The organism is Micromonospora sp. NPDC002411, from assembly GCF_053592955.1.
In genome coordinates, this window is the sequence record NZ_JBSFBM010000090.1 from 1 (window position 1) to 20,494 (window position 20,494).

General features: G+C 71.9%; 26 protein-coding genes. 15 read left to right on the forward strand and 11 right to left on the reverse strand.

Annotated features, from left to right (window positions below; translation table 11 throughout):
• Positions 1–41 precede the first annotated feature (41 nt).
• The 4 genes from ACWCO3_RS13500 to ACWCO3_RS13515 form a co-directional block, all read right to left on the reverse strand.
• On the reverse strand, positions 42–1,001 hold the full coding sequence (locus tag ACWCO3_RS13500) for an electron transfer flavoprotein subunit alpha/FixB family protein (RefSeq protein WP_145785179.1): 960 nt from the start codon (positions 999–1,001) through the stop codon (positions 42–44).
• 14 nt (positions 1,002–1,015) lie between these two features.
• Positions 1,016–1,795, reverse strand: coding sequence for an electron transfer flavoprotein subunit beta/FixA family protein (locus ACWCO3_RS13505; protein ID WP_145785180.1), 780 nt, complete (start codon positions 1,793–1,795; stop codon positions 1,016–1,018).
• Between the two features lie 187 nt (positions 1,796–1,982).
• The gene (locus ACWCO3_RS13510; RefSeq protein WP_208745092.1) at positions 1,983–2,396 is read right to left on the reverse strand and encodes a hypothetical protein; all 414 of its coding nucleotides are present in this window, start codon (positions 2,394–2,396) and stop codon (positions 1,983–1,985) included.
• Positions 2,393–3,190, reverse strand: a complete 798-nt coding sequence (locus ACWCO3_RS13515) for a GNAT family N-acetyltransferase (RefSeq protein ID WP_145785182.1) — start codon at positions 3,188–3,190, stop codon at positions 2,393–2,395. The genes ACWCO3_RS13510 and ACWCO3_RS13515 overlap by 4 nt, the downstream gene beginning before the upstream one ends.
• Before the next feature lie 42 nt (positions 3,191–3,232).
• Here ACWCO3_RS13515 and ACWCO3_RS13520 point away from each other — a divergent pair, with 42 nt between their 5' ends.
• Genes ACWCO3_RS13520 through ACWCO3_RS13530 form a run of 3 tightly spaced genes read left to right on the forward strand, consistent with a single transcriptional unit; the run spans position 3,233 to position 4,371 of the window.
• Complete coding sequence (locus tag ACWCO3_RS13520) at positions 3,233–3,625, forward strand: YidH family protein (RefSeq protein WP_145785838.1); 393 nt, start codon at positions 3,233–3,235, stop codon at positions 3,623–3,625.
• Positions 3,622–3,927, forward strand: a complete 306-nt coding sequence (locus tag ACWCO3_RS13525) for a DUF202 domain-containing protein (protein ID WP_357933429.1) — start codon at positions 3,622–3,624, stop codon at positions 3,925–3,927. Before ACWCO3_RS13520 ends, ACWCO3_RS13525 begins: the two co-directional genes overlap by 4 nt.
• A 27-nt stretch (positions 3,928–3,954) precedes the next feature.
• Entirely contained in the window at positions 3,955–4,371 is a 417-nt protein-coding gene (locus tag ACWCO3_RS13530) for a PLD nuclease N-terminal domain-containing protein (RefSeq protein ID WP_145785184.1), read from the forward strand.
• Positions 4,372–4,417: 46 nt separating this feature from the next.
• Here the strand turns inward: ACWCO3_RS13530 and ACWCO3_RS13535 are convergent, their stop codons facing one another.
• Both ACWCO3_RS13535 and ACWCO3_RS13540 read right to left on the reverse strand, forming a co-directional pair.
• Entirely contained in the window at positions 4,418–6,040 is a 1,623-nt protein-coding gene (locus ACWCO3_RS13535) for an acetolactate synthase (protein WP_355026915.1), read from the reverse strand.
• 85 nt (positions 6,041–6,125) lie between these two features.
• Positions 6,126–6,899 (reverse strand): enoyl-CoA hydratase-related protein, encoded by a 774-nt coding sequence (locus ACWCO3_RS13540; protein ID WP_145785186.1) that lies wholly within the window; start codon positions 6,897–6,899, stop codon positions 6,126–6,128.
• Between the two features lie 98 nt (positions 6,900–6,997).
• Here ACWCO3_RS13540 and ACWCO3_RS13545 point away from each other — a divergent pair, with 98 nt between their 5' ends.
• The 4 genes from ACWCO3_RS13545 (at position 6,998) to ACWCO3_RS13560 (ending at position 9,421) form a co-directional block, all read left to right on the forward strand.
• Positions 6,998–7,477, forward strand: a complete 480-nt coding sequence (locus tag ACWCO3_RS13545) for a DUF6232 family protein (RefSeq protein WP_145785187.1) — start codon at positions 6,998–7,000, stop codon at positions 7,475–7,477.
• Positions 7,478–7,776: 299 nt separating this feature from the next.
• Positions 7,777–8,259 carry a DUF6232 family protein gene (locus ACWCO3_RS13550; protein ID WP_278144211.1) on the forward strand — a complete coding sequence of 161 codons (483 nt, stop codon included), beginning with the start codon at positions 7,777–7,779 and terminating at the stop codon, positions 8,257–8,259.
• Positions 8,256–8,627 (forward strand): DoxX family protein, encoded by a 372-nt coding sequence (locus tag ACWCO3_RS13555; protein WP_145785189.1) that lies wholly within the window; start codon positions 8,256–8,258, stop codon positions 8,625–8,627. The genes ACWCO3_RS13550 and ACWCO3_RS13555 overlap by 4 nt, the downstream gene beginning before the upstream one ends.
• Positions 8,628–8,692: 65 nt before the next feature.
• Positions 8,693–9,421 (forward strand): hypothetical protein, encoded by a 729-nt coding sequence (locus ACWCO3_RS13560; protein WP_145785190.1) that lies wholly within the window; start codon positions 8,693–8,695, stop codon positions 9,419–9,421.
• Between the two features lie 24 nt (positions 9,422–9,445).
• Here the strand turns inward: ACWCO3_RS13560 and ACWCO3_RS13565 are convergent, their stop codons facing one another.
• Complete coding sequence (locus ACWCO3_RS13565) at positions 9,446–9,904, reverse strand: rhodanese-like domain-containing protein (protein ID WP_450010124.1); 459 nt, start codon at positions 9,902–9,904, stop codon at positions 9,446–9,448.
• Between the two features lie 70 nt (positions 9,905–9,974).
• Between ACWCO3_RS13565 and ftrA the strand changes: the two genes are divergently transcribed.
• Positions 9,975–11,003, forward strand: coding sequence for a transcriptional regulator FtrA (gene ftrA / locus ACWCO3_RS13570; protein WP_145785192.1), 1,029 nt, complete (start codon positions 9,975–9,977; stop codon positions 11,001–11,003).
• Positions 11,004–11,014: 11 nt separating this feature from the next.
• On the opposite strand, the gene ACWCO3_RS13575 is transcribed toward ftrA, so the two are convergent.
• Positions 11,015–11,911 carry a ribokinase gene (locus ACWCO3_RS13575; RefSeq protein ID WP_450010126.1) on the reverse strand — a complete coding sequence of 299 codons (897 nt, stop codon included), beginning with the start codon at positions 11,909–11,911 and terminating at the stop codon, positions 11,015–11,017.
• 24 nt (positions 11,912–11,935) lie between these two features.
• Positions 11,936–12,778, reverse strand: coding sequence for an ABC transporter ATP-binding protein (locus ACWCO3_RS13580; protein ID WP_145785194.1), 843 nt, complete (start codon positions 12,776–12,778; stop codon positions 11,936–11,938).
• A 131-nt stretch (positions 12,779–12,909) separates the two neighbouring features.
• On the opposite strand from ACWCO3_RS13580, the gene ACWCO3_RS13585 reads away from it, so the two are divergent.
• Together ACWCO3_RS13585 and ACWCO3_RS13590 are read left to right on the forward strand one after the other, a co-directional pair.
• Entirely contained in the window at positions 12,910–13,917 is a 1,008-nt protein-coding gene (locus ACWCO3_RS13585; RefSeq protein WP_358074862.1) for an ABC transporter ATP-binding protein, read from the forward strand.
• On the forward strand, positions 13,914–14,924 hold the full coding sequence (locus ACWCO3_RS13590; protein WP_145785196.1) for an ABC transporter permease subunit: 1,011 nt from the start codon (positions 13,914–13,916) through the stop codon (positions 14,922–14,924). Before ACWCO3_RS13585 ends, ACWCO3_RS13590 begins: the two co-directional genes overlap by 4 nt.
• A 111-nt stretch (positions 14,925–15,035) precedes the next feature.
• Here the strand turns inward: ACWCO3_RS13590 and ACWCO3_RS13595 are convergent, their stop codons facing one another.
• The gene (locus ACWCO3_RS13595) at positions 15,036–16,211 is read right to left on the reverse strand and encodes an ROK family transcriptional regulator (protein ID WP_145785197.1); all 1,176 of its coding nucleotides are present in this window, start codon (positions 16,209–16,211) and stop codon (positions 15,036–15,038) included.
• A 168-nt stretch (positions 16,212–16,379) separates the two neighbouring features.
• Between ACWCO3_RS13595 and ACWCO3_RS13600 the strand changes: the two genes are divergently transcribed.
• Positions 16,380–17,834, forward strand: coding sequence for a glycoside hydrolase family 3 protein (locus ACWCO3_RS13600; RefSeq protein ID WP_450010130.1), 1,455 nt, complete (start codon positions 16,380–16,382; stop codon positions 17,832–17,834).
• Positions 17,835–18,101: 267 nt separating this feature from the next.
• Here ACWCO3_RS13600 and ACWCO3_RS13605 read toward each other — a convergent pair whose 3' ends face one another.
• The gene (locus ACWCO3_RS13605) at positions 18,102–18,764 is read right to left on the reverse strand and encodes a GNAT family N-acetyltransferase (RefSeq protein WP_145785199.1); all 663 of its coding nucleotides are present in this window, start codon (positions 18,762–18,764) and stop codon (positions 18,102–18,104) included.
• Between the two features lie 172 nt (positions 18,765–18,936).
• Between ACWCO3_RS13605 and ACWCO3_RS13610 the strand changes: the two genes are divergently transcribed.
• The 4 genes from ACWCO3_RS13610 to ACWCO3_RS13625 form a co-directional block, all read left to right on the forward strand.
• Positions 18,937–19,131, forward strand: a complete 195-nt coding sequence (locus ACWCO3_RS13610) for a DNA repair protein (RefSeq protein WP_450010132.1) — start codon at positions 18,937–18,939, stop codon at positions 19,129–19,131.
• A gap of 63 nt (positions 19,132–19,194) precedes the next feature.
• Positions 19,195–19,449 (forward strand): type II toxin-antitoxin system VapB family antitoxin, encoded by a 255-nt coding sequence (locus tag ACWCO3_RS13615; RefSeq protein ID WP_145785201.1) that lies wholly within the window; start codon positions 19,195–19,197, stop codon positions 19,447–19,449.
• Complete coding sequence (locus ACWCO3_RS13620; RefSeq protein ID WP_357933409.1) at positions 19,449–19,868, forward strand: PIN domain nuclease; 420 nt, start codon at positions 19,449–19,451, stop codon at positions 19,866–19,868. Before ACWCO3_RS13615 ends, ACWCO3_RS13620 begins: the two co-directional genes overlap by 1 nt.
• Positions 19,869–19,977: 109 nt before the next feature.
• Positions 19,978–20,494 (forward strand): hypothetical protein (locus ACWCO3_RS13625; protein ID WP_278137778.1); only part of this gene is annotated, 517 nt, incomplete at its 3' end.

Genomic DNA, 20,494 nt, shown 5'->3' on the forward strand with positions numbered 1-20,494 from the left:
GCCGCCCGTCGCGACGGGCGGCCACTTCCGTGGTAACCGGGTCACTTGCGCTTGCGGATCTCCTCGGCGGCCTGCGGGACGATCTTGAACAGGTCGCCCACCACGCCGAAGTCGGCCAGCTCGAAGATCGGCGCCTCGCCGTCCTTGTTGACCGCGACGATGGTCTTCGAGGTCTGCATGCCGGCCCGGTGCTGGATGGCACCGGAGATGCCGAGCGCGACGTAGAGCTGCGGGGAGACCGTCTTGCCGGTCTGGCCCACCTGGAACTGGTGCGGGTAGAAGCCGGAGTCGACGGCCGCGCGGGACGCGCCGACGGCGCCGCCGAGCAGGTCGGCCAGCTCCTCGACCAGCTTGAAGTTGTCGGCGTTGCCGACACCGCGACCGCCGGAGACGACCACGCCGGCCTCGGTCAGCTCGGGCCGGGAGCCCTTCTGCTCGGCGACCCGCTCGACGACCTTGGCCAGCTTGTCGGTGTCGGTGACCGACACGGTGAGCTGCTCGATCGTCGGGGTGGCCGCCGCCGGGGCGGGGGTGACCGAGTTGGGTCGCACGGTGACCAGCGGCAGGCCCTTGGTGACCTTGGCCTTGACGATGGTGGAGCCGGCGAAGGCGACCTGCGTCGCGGTGCCGTCGGCGTCCAGGCCGACCACGTCGGTCAGGATGCCGTTGTCCAGCTTGACCGCAAGGCGGGCGGCGATCTCCTTGCCCTCCTGGGCGGAGGCCAGCAGCACGGCGGCCGGCTGCACCCGCTGGACCAGCTCGGCCAGCACCGTGGCCTTGGGGGCCACCAGGTAGCCGTCGATCTCGTCACCCTCGGCGGCGTAGATCTTCTCCGCGCCGTACTCGCCCAGCTTGCCGCTCAGCGCCTCGGCGGCGCCGGTGCCACCGAGCACCACAGCGCTCGGGGTGCCCAGCTCGCGGGCGAGGGTGAGCATCTCCAGGGTGACCTTCTTGACGCCGAATTCCTTGGTGGCTTCGACGACGACGAGAACCTCAGACATGTCCAGACCCGCTCTCACACGAACTTCTCGGTGGCGAGGAACTCGACCAGCTTGACGCCGCCCTCGCCCTCATCGGTGATCTTGGCTCCGCCGGAACGCGGCGGGCGCTTGGTGTGCTCGACCACGGCACTGGTGGCACCGTCGAAGCCCACCTCGGCGGGCGCGACACCGAGGTCGGCCAGCGCGAGCGTCTGCACCGGCTTCTTCTTCGCGGCCATGATGCCCTTGAAGGAGGGGTAGCGCGGCTCGTTGATCGTGTCCCAGACGGAGACCACGGCCGGGGTGGAGGCGGTGACGACCTCGTACCCCTCCTCGGTCTGCCGCTCGACGGTCAGCGTCGCGCCGTCGACGGTGAGCTTGCGAGCGCCGGTGAGCGCCGCGACGCCCAGCCGCTCGGCGATCATGTGCGGCATGACCTGGACCCGCCCGTCGGTGGACTCGGCACCGCAGATGACCAGGTCGGCACTGAGCTGACCGAGCGCGGCGGCGAGCACCTTGGAGGTGGCGACGGCACAGGAGCCGTGCAGGGCGTCGTCCAGCACGTGCACGGCCTTGTCCGGGCCCATGGAGAGCGCCTTGCGGATCGACTCGGTCGCCCGGTCCGGACCCATGGTCAGGATGGTGACCTCGCCGCCGTGCGCCTCCTTGATCTTCAGCGCCTCCTCGATGGCGTACTCGTCCATCTCGTTGATCACGTTGTTCGCCGAACCGCGGTCGACGGTGTTGTCGTCATTGCGCAGGTTGCGGTCCGCGCCCGAATCAGGCACCTGCTTGACGAGTACGACGATATTCATCGCGCTTCGACGACCCTCCTGTGTGGTGTTGCGATTCGCTCGCCCGGTATGGGGCGCAGCGTCGCGCGTCGGTCGACGCCAGGTCAACCGCGGGCTGCTGTGCGGTTTCCCACGAGGCAATGTTACCTGCCAGTAGGTTGCGCTCCCGAGGCACACAGGGTGACACAGCTCACCGACGCCGGGCCGGTCAGGCCGGCTCGGCCAGCGCAACCCGGATCTGGTCGATGGCCGCCGCCTCGGCCGGTGCTACCCCGTCGTGCGCCCGGGCCACCCGGTCCGCCGCGGCCAGCACCACCGACCGGTACGCCTCCACGTCCGGCGGTGACTTCTCGCGCAGGATCAGCACCGCCTGACGCAACGCCGGCAGCACCACCGACTCGATCTCCAACTGCGAGTCCCGGGGAAGCCGCGGCAACGGGCCGGTGGTCAGCGCCTCCTTGATCGCCCCGCTGGCGTCGGCGAGCGCGCCGGACGCGGCGATGCTCTCCCGGATCACCCCCAGCACCCCCGGGTCGGCGTTGGAGACCAGGAAGACAGCACCGAAGGCACCGGTCTTGATGGTCAGGCGCTCCTCGTCCGTCAACCGCTGCTCCATGATCACGGAGTGTAGACGTACGGGGTGGTGGTGGTGACCGGGACGAGGCCGAGCCGCTGGAGGATCGGCCGGCTGTCCTCGGAACAGTCGACCTGCATGAGCGTCCGGCCCCGCTGCTCGGCCAGCCGCGCCCGGTAGTTGACCAACCCCCGGTAGATGCCCTTGCGCCGCCACTGCGGCAGCGTCGAGCCACCCCACAGCGTGGCGAAGCCGGTGTTCGCCGGGAACCGCACCCAGCCGGCGCTCACCACCATCTCATCCGTCTCGGCCACCACCACGGTGATCGAGTTCGGGTCGGCGTCGATCTCCTTGGCCAGACCCGTCACGAGGTGCGAACGGTCCGCCTGCCAGACCTCCTCCTCCATGGCGGCGATCCGCTCCAGGTCCTCCCGGGCGGTCACCTCACGCAGGCGTACCCCCTCGGGAACGACCGGCAGCGCGGCGGCCAGCGGGGCGACCGGCCCGACCACGACGGTCTCGCGGTCCTCCGGGACGAAGCCGGCGGCGCGCAGCCGGTCCGCCAGGTCGGCCGGTTCGTCGTGCTCGTTGAGCTTCCACTCGACCGACTGGCCACGCTCACGGAACAACTGCACCTGCCGGGCGATCAGCTCGTCCAGCGCGTCACCGGTCAGCCCGCCCAGGTTGCGGTACGTAAGGAACCCGCCGGCGTCGAGCCCGATGATCCGGACCAGCGGCCCGTCCCGCTCCACAGTCACCCCGGCCGGAACCGGGTCGGGGATCTCCGGGCGGAGCTGGTTGTCGTAGGCGTCGCGCAGCGTCATTACGTCGAGATCAGTCACCGGCCCAGGCTAAGCGGCATGGGAAGTGGATATTCTCCCACTGTGTGGGAGGCGATCAGGCGGTGGTTCGACCCGGCGGAGCTGCGCTCGGTCGGTGAGACTCCGGACTACCGGTTCTCCCTGGCCAACGAGCGAACCTTCCTGGCCTGGCTGCGAACCGGGCTGGCGCTGGTCGGCGGCGGGTTGGCCGCCGCGCAGTTCCTGCCACCCCTGCCGATGAGCCACCTGCGGGAGGTGATCGCGGTGACACTGCTGCTGCTCGGCGGGGTGGTCGCGATCCGCGCCGTGGACCACTGGGCACGCACCGAGCGGGCCATCCGGCTCGGTGAGGAGCTGCCCGCGTCGCGGTTCCCCGCCATCCTCGCCATCGCCGTCGGCGCCGGGGCGGTGCTGCTGGTAATCGCCGTCCTGATCCGGGCCGTCGGCGGCCGATGAGCACCGGACGCGACCCCGGGCTGCAACCGGAGCGGACCCGGCTGGCCTGGCGGCGGACCCTGCTCACGGCGACGGTGGTGACCGCGCTCGCCGTGCGGCTGGCGTCGACCGGAGACCCGGTCGGGGCGCTGATCGCCGGTGTCGCCGTGGTGGTGTGGGGCGCCCTGCTGATGCTCTGCTGGCCCCGGGCCACCGGCACCGGACCAGCCCGCACCGGCGGCCGGACGCTGCCCTTGGTCGCGTTCGGCACCGTAGGCCTCGCACTACTGGGAGTGCTGCTGGCGCTCCGTGGACTGTGGTGACGGGAAACGGTGCGTCATGATGGGTGCATGGCCCGGCTTGGCGTACTCCTCTTCCTAGTGCAGATCGTCCTCGCGGTCTGCGCGCTGATCAGCTGCCTCTCCGCCGAGGAGGGCCAGATCCGCGCCCTGCCCCGGATCGCCTGGGTGCTGATCATCTTGTTCTTTCCGCTGATCGGCTCGATCGCCTGGTTCCTCGCCGGCCGGGAGGCCAGCCCCAGCGCCCGCAAGGGCTGGCTGGGCGGCACCGGCTCGCCCGAGCGGCAGCGCCCCCGCACGGTCGCCCCCGACGACGACCCGGAGTTCCTGCGTTCCGTGCAGGAGCGCGCCAAGGAACAGGACGAGGAACTCTTCCGCCGCTGGGAGGACGACCTGCGCCGCCGCGAGGACGACCTGCGCCGCCGCGACGGTGAGCCGCCCCGCGAGGGTGACCGGCCGGAGGTGTGAGCGCGCCGCCGCCGCCCCCTCAGGGAGCGACGGCGGCGGGTGCGACTCAGGCCAGGTTCGACGACCGGGGGTACGCGTCGGTCGGGTCGGTGAGCACGTTGACCAGGTACGGCACTCCGGCGTCGAACGCCCGCTGCAGGGCCGGACCGAGGTCCGCCGCCTTGGCGACCGTCTCCCCCGCACCGCCGAGCGCGCTGACCACCGTGTCGTAGCGCAGCTCCGGCTGGAGGTCGGCGGCCACGTCGTAGCCGTACATCGCGCGCATCGGGTGCTTCTCCAGCCCCCAGATGCCGTTGTTGCCGACGACGATCACCACCGGCAGCTTCTGGCGGACCAGCGACTCGACGTCCATCAGCGAGAAGCCGGCCGCGCCGTCGCCCATCAGCACGCAGATCTGCCGGTCCGGGTGACTGACCCGGGCGCCCATCGCGTAGCCCATGCCGGTGCCCAGGCAGCCGTACGGGCCCGGGTCCAGCCAGGTGCCGGGCTGCGACGGCTCCAGGTATCGCCCGGCGTACGACACGAAGTCGCCACCGTCGCCGATGGTGATCGCGTCCGGGGCCAGCACCCGACGCAGCTCGCCGTAGATCCGCGCCGGACGGATCGGGTCGGTCTCGGCGGCCATCTCGGCGGCGTCGCGTGCCTTCGCCGCGTCCTCGGCGACGCGCAGGTCGGCGATCCAGTCGGCGTGGTCGGTCCGGTCGCCGGCGTGGTCGGCCAGCGCGGAGAGGATCAGGCGCAGGTCGCCGGCGGGGGCCGCGGCCGGCTGCACGTGCGTCGCCCGCTGGCTGGGCGCGTCGACGATGTGCACCACCTTGGCGTCGCCGAAGTCACCGAAGCTGAGGCGGAAGTCCAGCGGGGTGCCCACCACCACGACCACGTCGGCGCCGGAGAGCGCCGCGCGGCGGGCCTTGGCGAACGCGAGCGGGTGCGTCGGCGGGAGCGAGCCGCGGCCCATGCCGTTGGTGAAGACCGGAACCTGCAACGCCTCCGCCGCCTCGCGCAGAGCGGCGACCGCGTCGCCCGCGTACACGTCCGAGCCGGCGATGATGACCGGGCGCTGCGCCCCGGCGATGAGCAGGGCGGCGCGGCCGACCTCCTCCGGGTCCGGTGCGATCGGGTCGACGCCGGTCGCGGCGGGCAGGTCCGCCTCGGCGACCGAGAAGACCGTCTCGAGCGGGAAGTCGAGGAAGGCCGGGCCGCGGTGCGGAGTGAGCGCGGCATTGAGCGCCGCACCCACCGCGCGCGGGATGTCGTCGGTGCTGAACACCGTCTCGGCGTGCTTGGTGACCGGGGCGACCAGCGGGAGGTGGTCCATCTCCTGGAGGCTGCCGGAACCCCAGCGGAACGCGGGCGCGCGGCCGCCGAGCACCAGCACCGGTGAGGCGTTGAAGAACGCGCTGGTCATGCCGGAGATGCCGTTGGTGACACCCGGCCCGGCGGTGAGCACGGCGAGGCCGGGACGACGCTGCAGCTTGGCCACCGCCTCGGCGGCGAAGACCGCGGACTGCTCGTGCCGGACGTCGTAGATCGGGAAGTCGGTCTTGTACGCCGCGTCGTAGAGCGGGAAGACGTGCCCTCCGGAGAGGGTGAACATCTCCTTCACGCCGTGCGCGCGTAGGGCCGCGAGCGCCAACTCGCCGCCGTGACCCTCGATCCGCTCCGTCATTCGCCGCTCCCCTTCGTTCCTCTTGACCGACGCACCACGCTACTGGCCGGTAGGAACAATGTGAACCGTTCTCGGCTAAGCCGTGTCAGCGGCCGGTGAAGTCCGGCTTGCGCTTCTCCACGAAGGCCGACATGCCCTCCCGCCGGTCGTCGGTGGCGAACAGCGCCGCAAAGAGCTGACTCTCCCAGGCCAGACCCGAGTTCAGGTCCATGTCCAGGCCGCCGTCGACCGCCAGCTTCGCCGCGCGCAACGCCTGCACCGGACCCGTCAGGTACGGCTTCACGTAGGCGACAGCGGCCTCGTAGACCTCGGCGGCCGGGACCACCTGGTCGGCCAGGCCGATCCGCAGCGCCTCCTCGGCGTCGACCATCCGGCCCGTCATGATCAGATCCTTGGCGCGGGCCGGGCCGACCAGGCGGGCCAGCCGCTGGGTGCCGCCGGCACCCGGGATGATGCCGAGCTTGATCTCCGGCTGGCCGAGCTTGGCGTCGTCGGCCACGATCCGCCAGTCACAGGCCAGCGCCAACTCGCAGCCGCCACCGAGCGCGTACCCGGTGATCGCGGCAACCACCGGCTTGGGGATCCGTGCGATCGCGCCGAGAGCGCTGGACAGGTTCGCAGCCCGGTCCGCCATGTCGACATAGGACATATCGGCCATCTGCTTGATGTCCGCACCGGCGGCGAAGACCTTCTCCCCGCCGTACACGATGACGGCGCGAACCTCGGGGTCGGCGGTGGCCGCCGTCGCGGCGGCGCGCAACTCCTCCTGCACCTGGGTGTTGAGCGCGTTCATCGGCGGCCGCTCCAGCCGGATCGTGCCGATGCCGTCAGTGGTCTCCAGCCGAACGAACTCGCCCACGCTGCCCTCACTTCCTCGTCGAAGTCGCGTGCCAACCTTACGACCCGGCTCGTTTGGGTAAGTAGTGTGGTGTCAGCCCCGTGGGCGGGAGTCCAGCCATGACGACGTACTACGACGACAGGTCGGTGCAGGTCACCTCCACCACCGTCCGGGTCGATGGCCGCACCTACGCGCTGTCCGACATCAGCATGATCTGGCACCGCCGGGGCACCCGATCCTGGCGCGTGCTCGCCGGGCGGGGCGCGATCGGCGCGGCGCTCGCCGGTCCGCTGGTCGCGGCGGTGCTCGGAATCGGCGTGGCCGTGTGGCTGCACCGCTCCCCCACCGTGACGATCGCGATCGTCGGCGCGTCGGTGCTGGTCGGCCTGGCCGTCGGGCCCGTCGCCGACTTCCTCTTCGAACATCTGGACCGCTCATACGCCCGGGGCAGCCGCCAACTGGAGATCTGGGCCCGCTGGCGCGGTCAGCCCGTGCGGTTGCTGCGCACCGGCGACGCGCTGCGCTTCGGGCAGATCTACCGGGCCGTGCAACGCGCGGTCGAGCACAGCCAACCGGCCCGCCCCGTCACGCGCCGCTAGCCCGCACGCCCGCGGTTCGGCCCGCGCTCGCCCGCGGCAGCGCGGGTGTGGTGGTGTCCGGCGGGCCCTTTGGAGCTGATGTCGCAAACGAATCGGGCCGTCACTCATGACGATCCGGATGAATCCGACTGCGGCGGACACCGGCGGAGCGGGCGCCCGGTCGAGGACGATGTCGCAGACGATTCAGCTCGAAAGGACCCGCCACAGCACCACCGCCCCCTTGATCCGAGGGTCGCCGAGGCCCCGGGCGACCAGGGATGAGCCGGGCGAAGGTTGCCTTCCGGTGGTTAGGCTTAGTGATGACCCTCTATTACCGGGACGACGCGGTGCAGGTGACATCCGAGTCGATCCGGGCAGGCGGTCACGTGATCGCCCTGTCCGACGTGACGTTCGTGTGGCACGCACGGGGGCAGAAGACCCTCGCCGTACGCGGCCGTGTGCTGGGTCGCGGTGTCCTGGTCCTGCTGCTCTCGCTGCCGCCGCTGGTCGCCGTGGTCTGCGTGCTGTCACTGGCCTGGTCGGCACAGGACCGGGGCAACTGGAAGCTGGCTCTGATCATCCTCGCCGCCTGCGCGGTGGGGGCCCTGGTGTCGCTGCCGTTCCTGGAGATCCCCCTCGGTTGGCTGGACCGCTCCTACGAGCGCGGCAGCCATGTGCACGAGTTGTGGGTGCAGCACCATGGTCGGGAGGATCTGCTGCTGCGCACTCCGGACGCGCTACGGTTCGGCCAGATCTACCGGGCCGTGCAGCGTGCCGTCGAACAGCAGGGGGACCATCGATGACCAACCGCCGTGGCGAGGCCGCCGCGCTGGCCGGGCTGCTCGCCATCGCTGGCGTCACCCACCTGGTGCGCCCCGGCTTCTACGACCCGATCGTGCCGCGCACGCTGCCCGGGCCGGCCCGCTTCTGGACGTACGCCAGCGGAGTCGCCGAACTGGCGGTGGCGGCGGCCGTGGCGCATCCGAACACCCGACGGGCCGGCGGTCGGGCTGCGGCCGCGCTCTTCGTCGCCGTGCTGCCCGCCAACGTGAAGATGGCGGTGGACTGGCGGCACCGGCGTCCGGCGAAACGGGCCATCGCCTACGGGCGGGTGCCGGTGCAGGTGCCGCTGATCTGGTGGGCCCTGCGCGTCGCCCGCGCCGGTCGGTAGGCCCTTCCGGGGCCCCGACCAGCCCCGTCGGGCGGTTGTGGTGCTTCCGACGCACACTTGACCCCATGGCGATTCCCCTCCCCACCCCGACCGCCGTGGTCGGCCTGACCCGCTCCGCTCTCGACCAGGCGCTCGGCTCGGCCGCCTCGTTCGCCGCCGTGCCCGCCCGCGCGTTCGCGGTGCTGGACGGGGTGGAGGCGCTGCTGGCGCGGATCAACGGCGTGGTCGACCGGATCGAGACGACCCTGGACCGGACCGATCAGGTGCTCACCGACGCCGAGGAGGCGGTCCGTGAGGTCGCCGTGATCAGCGCCGCCGCGACCACCGCCATCGACACCGCCACCGAGGTGGCCACTGCCGCCGCCGTCGTGGTCGCCGACGCCGACCGCGTCGCCCGGACCGCCGCCACTGTGGTCGCCAACGCCGAGGGGGTGGCCGGCCGGGCCGCCGCCACCGTGGGCACCGCGGCGGAGGCCGCCGCCACCGCGGCCGAGCTGCTGGCGGCGTACGAGCCGGCACTGCGGCGGGCCGCGCCGATGACCGAGCGGTTCGTCGAGCAGCTCAGCCACGAGGAGATCACGGCCGCGATCCACCTGATCGACGAGCTGCCCAAGCTCAAGCAACACCTGACGGCGGACATCCTGCCGATCCTGGCCACCCTCGACCGGGTCGGGCCCGACCTGCACGACCTGCTCGACGTGACCCGTGACCTCAAGCTCGCCGTGGCCGGCATCCCCGGGCTGGGCATGCTGCGCCGACGCGGCGAGAAGCTCGCCGACGAGCCCGCCGGCTGAGCCCTCGCCCACCTGGACAGGGGATCAGCAGTCGCAGGTGATCGTCGTGGTCGGGGCGGTCAGGTCGTCGACCGGGCGACGGGTCAACCCGCTCGCCGTCACCACCGGCAGCCCTTCCCGCGCCCAGTACTCGAACCCACCGAGCATCTCCTTGACCCGGTAGCCGAGCCGGGCGAACTCCAGCGCCGCACGAGTTGCGCCGTTGCAGCCCGGCCCCCAGCAGTAGGTCACCACCGACGAGCCGGCCGGGACGACCTCCGCCGCGTCGGTCGCGATCTCGGCGGTGGGCAGGTGCACCGCACCGGGGAGATGTCCCTGCGTCCAGGCCGCCACGCCCCTGGTGTCGACCACCACCAGAGCAGGGGTACGGGCCGACAGGTCGGCGTGCACGTCACTCACGTCGGTCTCGACGCTGAGCCGGGCGGAGAAGTGGGCGGCGGCGGTGGCCGGGTCGGCCGCCGGAACGGCGAAGGAGAAGGTCATACACCGATCCTCGCCAGCTGGCCGGTCCGGGACGAGTGGCGGATACGCCGTCCTGCGCTAACATCCCGCCATGCCGCTCGGGTCCACGACCACCGACCCGCTCCTGCTCCCGGCGCCCCGGCGGGCGGCAGCCGCGCACCGCGTCGCCGTGCTCGCGTACCCGGGGATGTCGGTGTTCGAGACGGGCATCGTCACCGAGGTGTTCGGGCTGCCCCGGCCCGAGTTCGGCGTCGAGTGGTACGACCTGGTGGTCTGCGCCGAGCAACCGGGACCGGTGCCGGTGGTCGGCGGCGCCAGCCTGCACACCCCGTACGGCCTGGCCGAACTGGCGGCGGCGCGGACGGTGATCGTGCCCGGCGTCCCGGACGTGACCGGTGACCCGTCACCGGAGCTGGTGACCGCGCTACGTCGGGCGCACCGACGCGGCGCGCGGATCATGTCGATCTGCTCGGGCGCGTTCGCGCTGGCCGGCGCCGGGCTGCTGGACGGCCGGCGGGCCACCACCCACTGGCGGTACGCCGAACTCCTGGCGCGGCGGTACCCGCGGATCGAGGTGGACCCGGACGTGCTCTATCTCGACGACGGTGACCTGCTCACCAGTGCCGGCAGCGCCGCTGGGCTGGACCTCTGCGTCCACGTGGTCCGGCGTGACCATGGCGCGGCGGTCGCCAACGCGGTCGCCCGGCGACTGGTGATCCCGCCGCACCGCGACGGCGGGCAGGCCCAGTTCGTCGAGGCGCCGGTGCCCGTCGACCCGGACGACGACCGGATCGCCGCCAGCATCGACTGGGCACTCGCCCATCTCGCCGAGCCGTTGACAGTCGCCCAGCTCGCCGGGCACGCGCACATGTCGCCCCGCACCTACCTGCGGCACTTCGCACGGGCCACCGGGACCAGCCCGATCCGCTGGCTGATCGACCAGCGGGTCCGGGCCAGCCTGCCCCTCCTGGAGGAGACGGACGCCCCGGTCGAGCGGGTCGCCCGGTCGGTGGGCTTCGACACGCCGGTCACGTACCGGCACCACTTCGGCCGGATCATGCTGACCTCACCGTCGGCGTACCGCAGGGCCTTCCGCGTCGGCGCGGACCGGCCGGCGTAGCGCGGACCGGTTCAGGCCGGCGCGTACAGCTCGTCGATCTCGGCGCGCTGCGGGAGCGCCACCGAGGCACCGAGCTTGCGTACGCAGGCGGCGCCGGCCGCCGACGCCCAGCGCACCGCGTCGACCAGGTCGCGTCCCTCGCCCCAGCCGACCGCCAGCGCGGCGGTGAACGCGTCGCCCGCAGCGGTGGAGTCGACCACGTCGACGCGGACCGCCGGTACGTGCACCTCGGCGCCGTCCCGGTCGACGTACCAGGCGCCCTCACCACCGAGAGTGAGCACGGCCCTGGGGGTCAGGTCGAGTAGCGCCCGGGGCTCTTCCCGACCTCGACCGGCGAGCGTGCGCGCCTCGCCCTCGTTGACGACCAGCAGGTCCACCGATGCGAGCAGTTCGGGCGGGAGTTCGCGGGCCGGGGCCGCGTTGAGGATGACCCGGGTGCCGGCGGCGCGGGCGGCCACCGCGGCGGCCGTCACCGTCGACACCGGGATCTCCAGTTGGGCGACGAGGACGTCCGCCGCGCACACAGTGGCCAGCTCGTCCTCGGTGAGGCCGACCAGCGCGTCGTTGGCCCCGGGGGTGACCATGATGGCGTTCTCGCCCTGGGCGTTCACCATCACCAACGCCACGCCGGAGGTGCCGTAGACCACCCGCAGTTGGCTGGTGTCCACCCCGGCCGCTGTGATGCGGGCCTTGAGGGTGACGCCGAAGGCGTCCGAGCCGATCGCGCCGAGGAAGGAGCAGGATGCGCCGGCCCGAGCCGCGGCGACGGCCTGGTTGGCCCCCTTACCGCCGGGCACCATCATGAAGTCGGTGCCGAGCATGGTCTCGCCCAGTCTCGGCAACGCGGGCGCCATTGCGACCAGGTCCATGTTGGCGCTGCCCACCACGGCGACCCGCGTCTGCGGCACTGTCGTCTCCGCCCTGGACGTCGCTCAGGCGGCCCGAGCGGTGTAGCGGTCGCCGGAGCGCTCCACCACCAGCGGCAGGCCGAAGGTCTTGGAGAGGTTGTCCCCGGTGAGGGTGTCGGCGAGCAGGCCCTGAGCGACCACGCCACCCTCGCGCAGCAGCAGCGCGTGGGTGAACCCCGGCGGGATCTCCTCGACGTGGTGGGTGACCAGCACCATCGCGGGGGCGTCCGGGTCGTACGCCAGCTCGGCCAGTCGGGCGACCAGGTCCTCCCGGCCACCCAGGTCGAGCCCGGCGGCGGGCTCGTCGAGCAGCAGCAGCTCCGGGTCGGTCATCAGGGCACGGGCGATCTGCACGCGCTTGCGTTCCCCCTCGGAGAGGGTGCCGTAACGGCGTTCGGCGAGCCCGCCGACACCGAGCTGGCTCAGCAGCGCCCGGGCCCGCGCCTCGTCGCCACGGTCGTAGTTCTCCCGCCAGCGGCCGACCACCGACCAGGCGGCGGTCACCACCACGTCGCTGACCCGCTCGTCGGCGGGCAGTCGCTCGGCGACCGCGGCGGTGGTGAGCCCGATGCGGGTACGCAGCTCGTTGACGTCGGTGCGGCCGATCCGTTCGCCGAGCACGTGCGCGACACCCGTGGTGGGGTGCAGTCGGCCGGCGGCCAGGTTGAGAAGTGTCGTCTTGCCGGCACCGTTGGAGCCGAGCACCACCCACCGCTCGTCCAGCTCGACGCGCCAGGTCAGGTCCTGCAGGAGGGCGGTGCCGGAGCGGCGTACGCCCACGCTGTCGAGGCTGACCACCAGATCCGGGTCGACGGGGGCGGCGGCAGGCGCGGCGCCGGCAGCGCCGGGGATCAGGTCACCAGTCACCGCTCCATCCAACCACGCAGCGACGCGGCGCCCCCCATGGGCGGCGCCCCGGCCATAGGGTGAGGCGCCGTGTCATTGATCACCAAACCTGAAGGACCACCCATGCCCCGTCGAGGTAGGGAGCCGCGCGGATGAGCGCGGTCATCGAGATCGAGGGTCTGCGCAAGACCTTCCACAGCATGCGCAACGGCCGACGGGTGGCGGTGGACGGGTTCGACCTGCTGGTCGAGGAGGGCCAGATCCACGGCTTCCTGGGCCCCAACGGTTCCGGCAAGACCACCACCCTGCGCGCCCTGCTCGGGCTGGTACGCGCCGACAGCGGACGGATGACGGTGCTGGGTGCGCCGTCGCCGGAGTCGCTGCCCAGGGTGGCGGGGCAGGTCGGCGCCATCGTGGAGAGTCCGCAGTTCTTCGGCAACTTCACCGGCTACCGCACGCTGCGGTTGTTGGCGCGTGCCGGCGGGGTGCCGGTCTCGCGGGTGGACGAGGCGCTGGAGCTGGTGGGCCTACGCGACCGGGGCGACGAGCGGGTGAAGGGCTACTCGCTGGGCATGAAGCAGCGCCTCGCTGTGGCGTCCGCGCTGCTGAAGGACCCGCGGTTGCTCATCCTGGACGAGCCGGCGAACGGGCTGGACCCGGCGGGCATCCGGGAGATGCGGGACCTGATGCGGTCGCTGGCGGCGGCCGGGGTGACAGTGCTGGTGTCCAGTCACATCCTGGGTGAGATCCAGCTGATCTGCGACCACGTCACGATCATTTCGCACGGGCGTCGGGTGGCGGCCGGCCGGGTGGACGAGGTGCTGGCGGGTTACGACAGGCACGAGTTCCTGGTGCGGGTGGCCGAGGCCGAGCGCGCTGTCGAGCTGCTGCACGCGGCCGGGCTGACGGCGGCCGTCGACGGCGAGGCGCTGGTGGTGAGCGGGGTGAGTGACGCGACGGTGGTCAGTCGGACGCTCGGCGAGCAGGGCCTGTGGGTGGGCGAGCTGACCCCGCTGCGGCCGGATCTGGAGAGCGTCTTCCTGGAGTTGACGGGCGCGTACGAGCATCCGTCGGTGCCCCGGCAGGTCGACGACGCTGCCCTGCCGTCCGCCGATCGGGGCGATGCTGTGATCAATCTCGATCGGGGAGTGGACGCGTGAACCTGGTCCGTGCCGAGGTGGAGCGGCTGTCGGCCCGTCGCTTCGTGCAGCTCATGGTCGTCCTGCTGGCGTTTGCCTTCGCTGTCACGGCGGCGACCACCCTGGCGGGTTCCCACAAGCCGAGCGCGGACGAGATGAACTCGGCGCGGGCTCAGGCCGTCGAGGCGCGGCAGGGAATGGAGGTGACTCACCAGCAGTGCCTGGCGCGACAGAACGGCACGCTTCCGCAGAGCGACATGGACCAGTACTTCCCTCAGGACTGCTCGGAGATCGACCCGATCCGGCAGGATCGGTTGCCGATCGCCGCGGACTTCCTGCCGGGGGTGTTCAGCTTCGCCAACCAGGCGCTGCCGCTGCTCTACTTCCTCATCGCGTTCCTGGTGCTGTTCGGGTTCCTGGTCGGCGCCTCCTACATCGGCGCCGACCTGAACTCCGGTGGCGTGGTGAACCTGCTGCTCTGGCGACCACGCCGGTTGACGGTGCTCGCGACCAAGTTGGGCACCCTGCTCGGCATGGTGCTGGTCCTGGCCCTGATCGCGTCGGTGGCCTACCTCGCCACGTTCTGGGTGATCGGGCAGACCGCCGGGCTACCCGGCCGGCTGAGCGGTGAGTTCTGGCGTTCGCTCGGCGCGGTGCACCTCCGTGGCGTGGTGCTGGTGCTGCTGGCCTCCGCGTTGGGCTTCGCCATCGCGACACTGGGTCGGCACACGTCGGCGGCGCTGGGTGCGGCAGCCGCGTACCTGGTGGTGTGGGAGTTGGGCGGCCGTCTGATTCTGGAGATCATCGACGCCCGGCGGCCGGACCGGTTCATGCTCTCCAGCCACGTCGGGGCGTGGCTCACCGGCGAGGCGAAGTTCTGGGACACCTGCCCCGGCAGCTCGGGCACCGGTTACTGCGACGGCTCCTACAGCCTGACCTGGGGGCCGGCCCTGGTGGTGCTGCTCGTGCTCACCGGTGGGTTGATCGCGGCGTCGTTCGCCGTGTTCCGTCGCCGCGACCTGATCTGAGTCGTGACCCGGCGGGCCGGCCCTCACAGGGGTCGGCCCGACCGGCCGGCAAGGGCTTGCAAGCCGCAGACTCGCGGTGAAATATTCCTTCACATGACCGCCGCAGCGGGCTCAGCCGACGGTGGAGCCGAACACCTCGTCGCGCACGGCGTCCAGCGCGGTGCGCAGCGCGCCGTGCAGGATCGGCTCCTCGGTCAGCCCGGTCGGCACCACCCGAGGTCGGACCAGGGTGATCGCCGCCACCTCCTGCTGCACCCGGTCGGCGAGCGCCGCGCCACCGGCCTGACCCACCTCGCCGGCGAGCACCACCAGCGGCGGGTCGAGCACAACGCAGGTGCTGGCCACGCCGATCGCGAGCCGGCGGGCCAACTCGTCGAGCATCGGGCCGCCGTCGGCACCGGCCGCGACGGCCGCGCGGACCGCCTCGGCGGCGTCGGCGTCCGGGTAGCCGTGCTCACCGGCCACCGCCCGCACCGAATCCGCGCCGACGAGCTGCTGGAAGGCCGGCTTGGCGCGACGGGAGACATCACGCGGGATGGGCGCGCCGGGCACCGGCAGATAGCCGATCTCGCCGGCCGCTCCACTGCTGCCGTGGTGCAGCCGCCCGCCCAGCATGATCGCCAGGCCGACACCGGCACCCACCCAGACCAGCACGAAATCCGCCAGACCCTGTGCGGCGCCGGACTGCGCCTCGGCCACTGCGGCCAGGTTGACGTCGTTCTCGAAGACGACCGGGGTGTGCAGGTCCTCCCGCAGCGCGGCAAGCAGGCCGCTGTGCCAGCGCGGCAGGTTGAAGGCGAAGGTGATGTCGCCCGTGTTCGGGTCGACCAGACCCGGAGTGCCGAGCACGATCCGCCGCACGCTGCTCAGCTGGGCCTGGGCGCTGCTCGCGGCCTGCACCACGGCGTTGTGCACAACGCCCACCGGATCGTCGGTGTCCCGGGTCGACTGCTCCACCCGGCCGATGACCGCACCGGTGATGTCGGCGCAGGCGGCCACCACCCGGTCCGGCCCGACGTCGACCCCGACCACGTGCGCGCTGCTCGGACGGACCGCGTAGAGCTGGGCGTTCGGCCCCCGCCCGCCGGCCTGCTCGCCGACCCGCGTCACCAGGCCGCGCTCCTCCAGCCGCTCGACGAGTTGCGAAGCGGTGACCTTCGACAGCCCGGTCAGCTCGCCGAGCCGGGCCCTGGTCAGCGGGCCGCGTTCGAGGAGCAGTTCCAGTGCGGCACGGTCGTTGAGCGCCCGCAACAGGCGGGGGGTGCCGGGTAGCCGGGTCGCACTCATGACACGTCCTCTAGTTTTAGTAAACTTTGCTAACTGTAAACCGACCTGCGAACGGGTAGCCGTAGCGTAACGGCCACCCGACGGTGGGACGCTCGGCCGAGTCGGCAGGGCCAAGACCACCACCGGTACGAGGTTTCGTACCGGCTGGGCACCGAAGGGGGAGATCACGTGGGGCTGGATCCAGGACTGCGCCGGCTGGCGCTGGGCACGTTGCTGGCCGCGTACCCGGGACCCGTACCGCCGGACTGGGCTATCGACCTGCTGGCCGACGGGCTGGCCGGGCACACCCTGTTCGGCACCAACGTGCACGACCCCGCACAGCTGGCGGCGAGCACCGCCGCGCTGCGCGCGGGACGGCCGGACGTGCTGATCGCCATCGACGAGGAGGGTGGCGACGTGACCCGGCTGGCACACGCCACCGGCAGCCCGTACCCCGGCAACGCCGCCCTCGGCGCGATCGGTGACGTGGCCCTCACCCGCCGGGTCTACCAGGCGATCGGCGCCGAACTGGCAGCGCTCGGCATCACCGTCAACCTCGCCCCGACGGTGGACGTCAACACCGCCGACGACAACCCGGTGATCGGCACCCGGTCCTTCGGTGCGGATCCGGTGCGGGTCGCCGCCCACTCGGCGGCCGCCGTGACCGGCCTGCAGGCTGCCGGCGTGGCCGCCTGCGCCAAACACTTCCCCGGGCACGGCGCCACCGTCACCGACTCCCACCACGAGCTGCCCACCGTGGACGCCCCACTGACCCTGCTGCGCCAACGGGACCTGCCGCCGTTCGCCGCGGTCGTCGCCGCCGGGGCACGGGCCGTGATGACCGCACACATCCGGGTTCCGGCGCTGACCGGAAGCGACCCGGCCACCTTCAGCCGGGCCGTCCTGGTCGACCTGCTCCGCGCCGAGTACGGCTTCACCGGCGTCGTCATCACCGACGCCCTGGAGATGAAGGGCGCGGCGGTGGCCGCCGGCGGGGTGGGTCCGGCCGCCGTCCGGGCACTGGCTGCCGGTGCCGACCTGCTCTGCATCGGTGCCAAGGTCGACGCCGAGCTGGTCGAGCTGGTAGCCGCCGAGATCGTCGACGCGCTCACCGACGGCCGCTTGGCGACCGCGCGGGTCGAGGAGGCCGCCGGCCGGACCGCCGAACTCGCCGCCTGGACCCGGGCCGCCGTCGGGTCGACGACCACCGACGACACCGACCTGGGGTACGCGGCAGCGCGCCGCGCCGTCCGTGTCGACGGCGTGCTCACCGGCCTGGACCAACCGCTTGTGGTGCACCTGCACACCGAGTCGACGATCGCGGAGGGGCGGGTCCCGTGGGGCCTCGGCCCACACCTCGACGGGGTGCAGGAGCTCCGGGTGATCGCCACCGAGGCCGACCCGTCGAGCCTGCGCGGGCTGGCCGGTGACCGACCCATCGTGCTGGTCGGGCGGCACCTGCACCGGCTGCCCGGCGGCCCGGAGCTGATCAACGGACTGGCCGCGCAGCACGCCGTGACGGTGGTGGAGATGGGTTGGCCGGCACAGTGGCGTCCAACGGGCGTACGCGCCTTCGTCACCACCTACGGGGCGAGCCACGCCAACGGGCGAGCGGCGGCCGAGGCGCTCGGTCTGACCCGATAGCGGAACGCCCACCCCGGTGCTACACGCTACGTCACCGTTGGTCGAGACGGCTTGAACAGTTCAGCCGCAGGTCAAGTCCACTTTTCGACACTCCGAACCGACAGCTCAAACCTTGCCCCACGCCTGTTCGATACGTAGCGTGATCGACATGTTCCGGTTCGCGCACGGCGCGACCGGCGCACCGGAACCGGGACCTGGGGGGAGGTTGCGGACCGTGGATCCGGCCCGGGATCCACGGTCCGCGCCCATTACCGGCCCGCTGGCCGGTCAGCGCGGATAGACCCCGTACGCCCGCCAGCCCCGATCCGGAAAACCGGCCGCGTCGGCCACCCGGGCGGAGGCGTGGTTGTCCCGCTCGTGCAGATAGGTCGGCACCGCCCCCTCGTCGAGGACCCGTCGCGCCGCCTGGGCCACGAGTCGGCGGGCGAGGCCGCGCCCCTGGGCGGCCGGCACCGTGCCGACGGCCAACTCGTGCCCGTACGCGTCGTGCCGCTTGATGCCGGCACCCGCCAGGTAGGCGCCGTCCGGGTCGCGGACCACCAGCACCGGCTGGTCGAAGAGCCGCAACCAGGGGGGCAGCCCGGGAGCAGTCGGATCTGTCCACTCCCCCACGTCGGGAAGCGGGGCGGGGGCCACGCTCCACCGGAAAGGGCCGTCGTGCACGCACCAGTCCGGCAGCCCGACGGCCTCCGGCAGCGCAGCGAGCAGCCGATCCGGCGTACGCCGGACCAGCGAACGGATCGCCGCCACCCGCTCCGGCGCGACGGAGAGGACACCACTCTGCCCGGTGTCCACGGCGAGCGCGGGCCGCAGTCGACCGTCCCAGGCCGGTTGGGCCCGTCGGCGCGAGGCGACCACGTGCAACCCCGGCCCGGCCGGCCACTGGCCGAGCCAGGTGGCCAGGTGCAGTTGGAGCCGCCGGTCGAGCATGCAGACCTCCCCCGTCACCCGGCCCGTCGTGGATCACCGTACGCCGGGGGGCGCGGTCGGGCGGACGAACCATGCGGGCCGGACCCGGCAGTGGGTGCGCGGAACCAGGTAGACAAATCGACCGTCATATCTATTTCCATACCTGGTCACCTTTGTTTGGGACGGTGAACGCATGCCGATGCAGCCGAACGACCACTACCAGCAGGACCCCGAGCGACTCTGGCAGGCGGCGGAGACCGTCGGTGGCATCCCGCCCCAACCCCGCTACCGCCACCCCCGAACGGTCGGCGCTGGAGACCTGTCGTGGTGCGGGCTGAACAAGATGCCCGCCGGCAGCTCCAGTCGGCATCGCCTGAACCGCCACTGACGCACCAAACCAAGGCACATCCTGGTGCCTGACGAGAGCGTCGGCTGGTGTATATTTCGCCTCATGACTCGCATCACCGTGGACGTGAACGACGAGTGGTTGGATGCCGCCCGGGAGGTCCTTGGCACTGACACCAAGGTGGCCACCATCAATGCCGCCCTCCACGCGTTCGCCATCCGTCGGCAGGCTCGCGAGATCGTCGCCGCGTTCGACCAGGTGGAGATGGACTTCAGCGGGTCCGTCGATGCCTGGCGCCACGGCGGCGGCCGCGACCTGGGCTCACTCGCCGAACAGGCGCGCGACACCGAGGCAGCCTGATGGCGGGGCCGATCTACCTCGCGGACACCTCGGTCTACGTCCTACAGGGTCGCCACCCGTCGGTTCGGCGGCGCTTCGAGACACTGTTGGCCGAGGGACGGCTGGCCGCCTGTCAGATGACCAGCCTCGAATATCTCAACAACGCACCCCACCCGAAGGGTTACGAAATCCTCTGGCAGGCACTGCGGGGGCACCGCTGGATGGATGTGTCGACAGCAGCGATGGACCGAGCCCTGGCGGTCCACCGCGTCCTCGCGGCTGACAGTCAGCACCGTCACTTCCGGCTACCCGATCTGATCATCGCAGCCACCGCTGAGCAGCACGGCGCGACAGTGCTGCACTACGACGCCGACTACGACCGGATCAGCGCCGTGACCGGTCAGCCCACCGAGTGGGTCGCACCGAAGGGCAGCCTCTGAGCCTCCTGAGCGGGCGACACACCGGGGAGGACCAGCGGCGGCTTTCGCACACCTGTCGGGTAATTTCTTGTGGTCCGGCATCCCGGCTACGACAGGAGAAGCTCCGCGCATGGGCAAGAAGACGATCCACGTCTCCGACTTCACCGGCACGGTTTTGCAGCAGGACGACGAGGTGGTCCGCGTCGTGGTGCTGGAGCACCCGGACCTGGTCGCCGGGCCCGTGCAGTTGGACGCCACGCCGACCGAGGTGGAGAACATCGACGACGCCGCCCTGGACGTGGCGGTGGTCGAGATCCACGACCGACACGGCGGCGGCGAGCCCCGCCGGGTGGTGTTGACCGCCAGTGAGTTCGACGCGATGGCCACCGACGTGCCGATGGCTCAACTGCTGAAGACGGCCGAGCGGGTCCGGCCGCCCAAGGCCCGCAAGAGCGCCGAGAAGATCGACTACGGCACGCTCGAGCACGCCGGCAAGCCGCACCGTGGTCGGGTCACCGAGGAGGAGGCCCGACTGGTACGCGAGCAGCTCGACGAGGTCAACAAGCGCCTCGCCGACGCGGGCGTGCGCCAGATCGACCCTGCCGACCCGGAGCACGCCCTGCGCTACGGCTTTCCCGACGTCTCCT

Coding starts and splice junctions, on each gene's coding strand:
- ACWCO3_RS13500 (WP_145785179.1), bottom strand. CDS start 1,001: ATGTCTGAGGTTCTCGTCGTCGTCGAAGCCACCAAGGAATTCGGCGTC.
- ACWCO3_RS13505 (WP_145785180.1), bottom strand. CDS start 1,795: ATGAATATCGTCGTACTCGTCAAGCAGGTGCCTGATTCGGGCGCGGAC.
- ACWCO3_RS13525 (WP_357933429.1), top strand. CDS start 3,622: ATGAGCACCGGACGCGACCCCGGGCTGCAACCGGAGCGGACCCGGCTG.
- ACWCO3_RS13530 (WP_145785184.1), top strand. CDS start 3,955: ATGGCCCGGCTTGGCGTACTCCTCTTCCTAGTGCAGATCGTCCTCGCG.
- ACWCO3_RS13535 (WP_355026915.1), bottom strand. CDS start 6,040: ATGACGGAGCGGATCGAGGGTCACGGCGGCGAGTTGGCGCTCGCGGCC.
- ACWCO3_RS13545 (WP_145785187.1), top strand. CDS start 6,998: ATGACGACGTACTACGACGACAGGTCGGTGCAGGTCACCTCCACCACC.
- ACWCO3_RS13550 (WP_278144211.1), top strand. CDS start 7,777: ATGACCCTCTATTACCGGGACGACGCGGTGCAGGTGACATCCGAGTCG.
- ACWCO3_RS13555 (WP_145785189.1), top strand. CDS start 8,256: ATGACCAACCGCCGTGGCGAGGCCGCCGCGCTGGCCGGGCTGCTCGCC.
- ACWCO3_RS13560 (WP_145785190.1), top strand. CDS start 8,693: ATGGCGATTCCCCTCCCCACCCCGACCGCCGTGGTCGGCCTGACCCGC.
- ACWCO3_RS13565 (WP_450010124.1), bottom strand. CDS start 9,904: ATGACCTTCTCCTTCGCCGTTCCGGCGGCCGACCCGGCCACCGCCGCC.
- ftrA (WP_145785192.1), top strand. CDS start 9,975: ATGCCGCTCGGGTCCACGACCACCGACCCGCTCCTGCTCCCGGCGCCC.
- ACWCO3_RS13585 (WP_358074862.1), top strand. CDS start 12,910: ATGAGCGCGGTCATCGAGATCGAGGGTCTGCGCAAGACCTTCCACAGC.
- ACWCO3_RS13595 (WP_145785197.1), bottom strand. CDS start 16,211: ATGAGTGCGACCCGGCTACCCGGCACCCCCCGCCTGTTGCGGGCGCTC.
- ACWCO3_RS13605 (WP_145785199.1), bottom strand. CDS start 18,764: ATGCTCGACCGGCGGCTCCAACTGCACCTGGCCACCTGGCTCGGCCAG.
- ACWCO3_RS13610 (WP_450010132.1), top strand. CDS start 18,937: ATGCCGATGCAGCCGAACGACCACTACCAGCAGGACCCCGAGCGACTC.
- ACWCO3_RS13615 (WP_145785201.1), top strand. CDS start 19,195: ATGACTCGCATCACCGTGGACGTGAACGACGAGTGGTTGGATGCCGCC.
- ACWCO3_RS13620 (WP_357933409.1), top strand. CDS start 19,449: ATGGCGGGGCCGATCTACCTCGCGGACACCTCGGTCTACGTCCTACAG.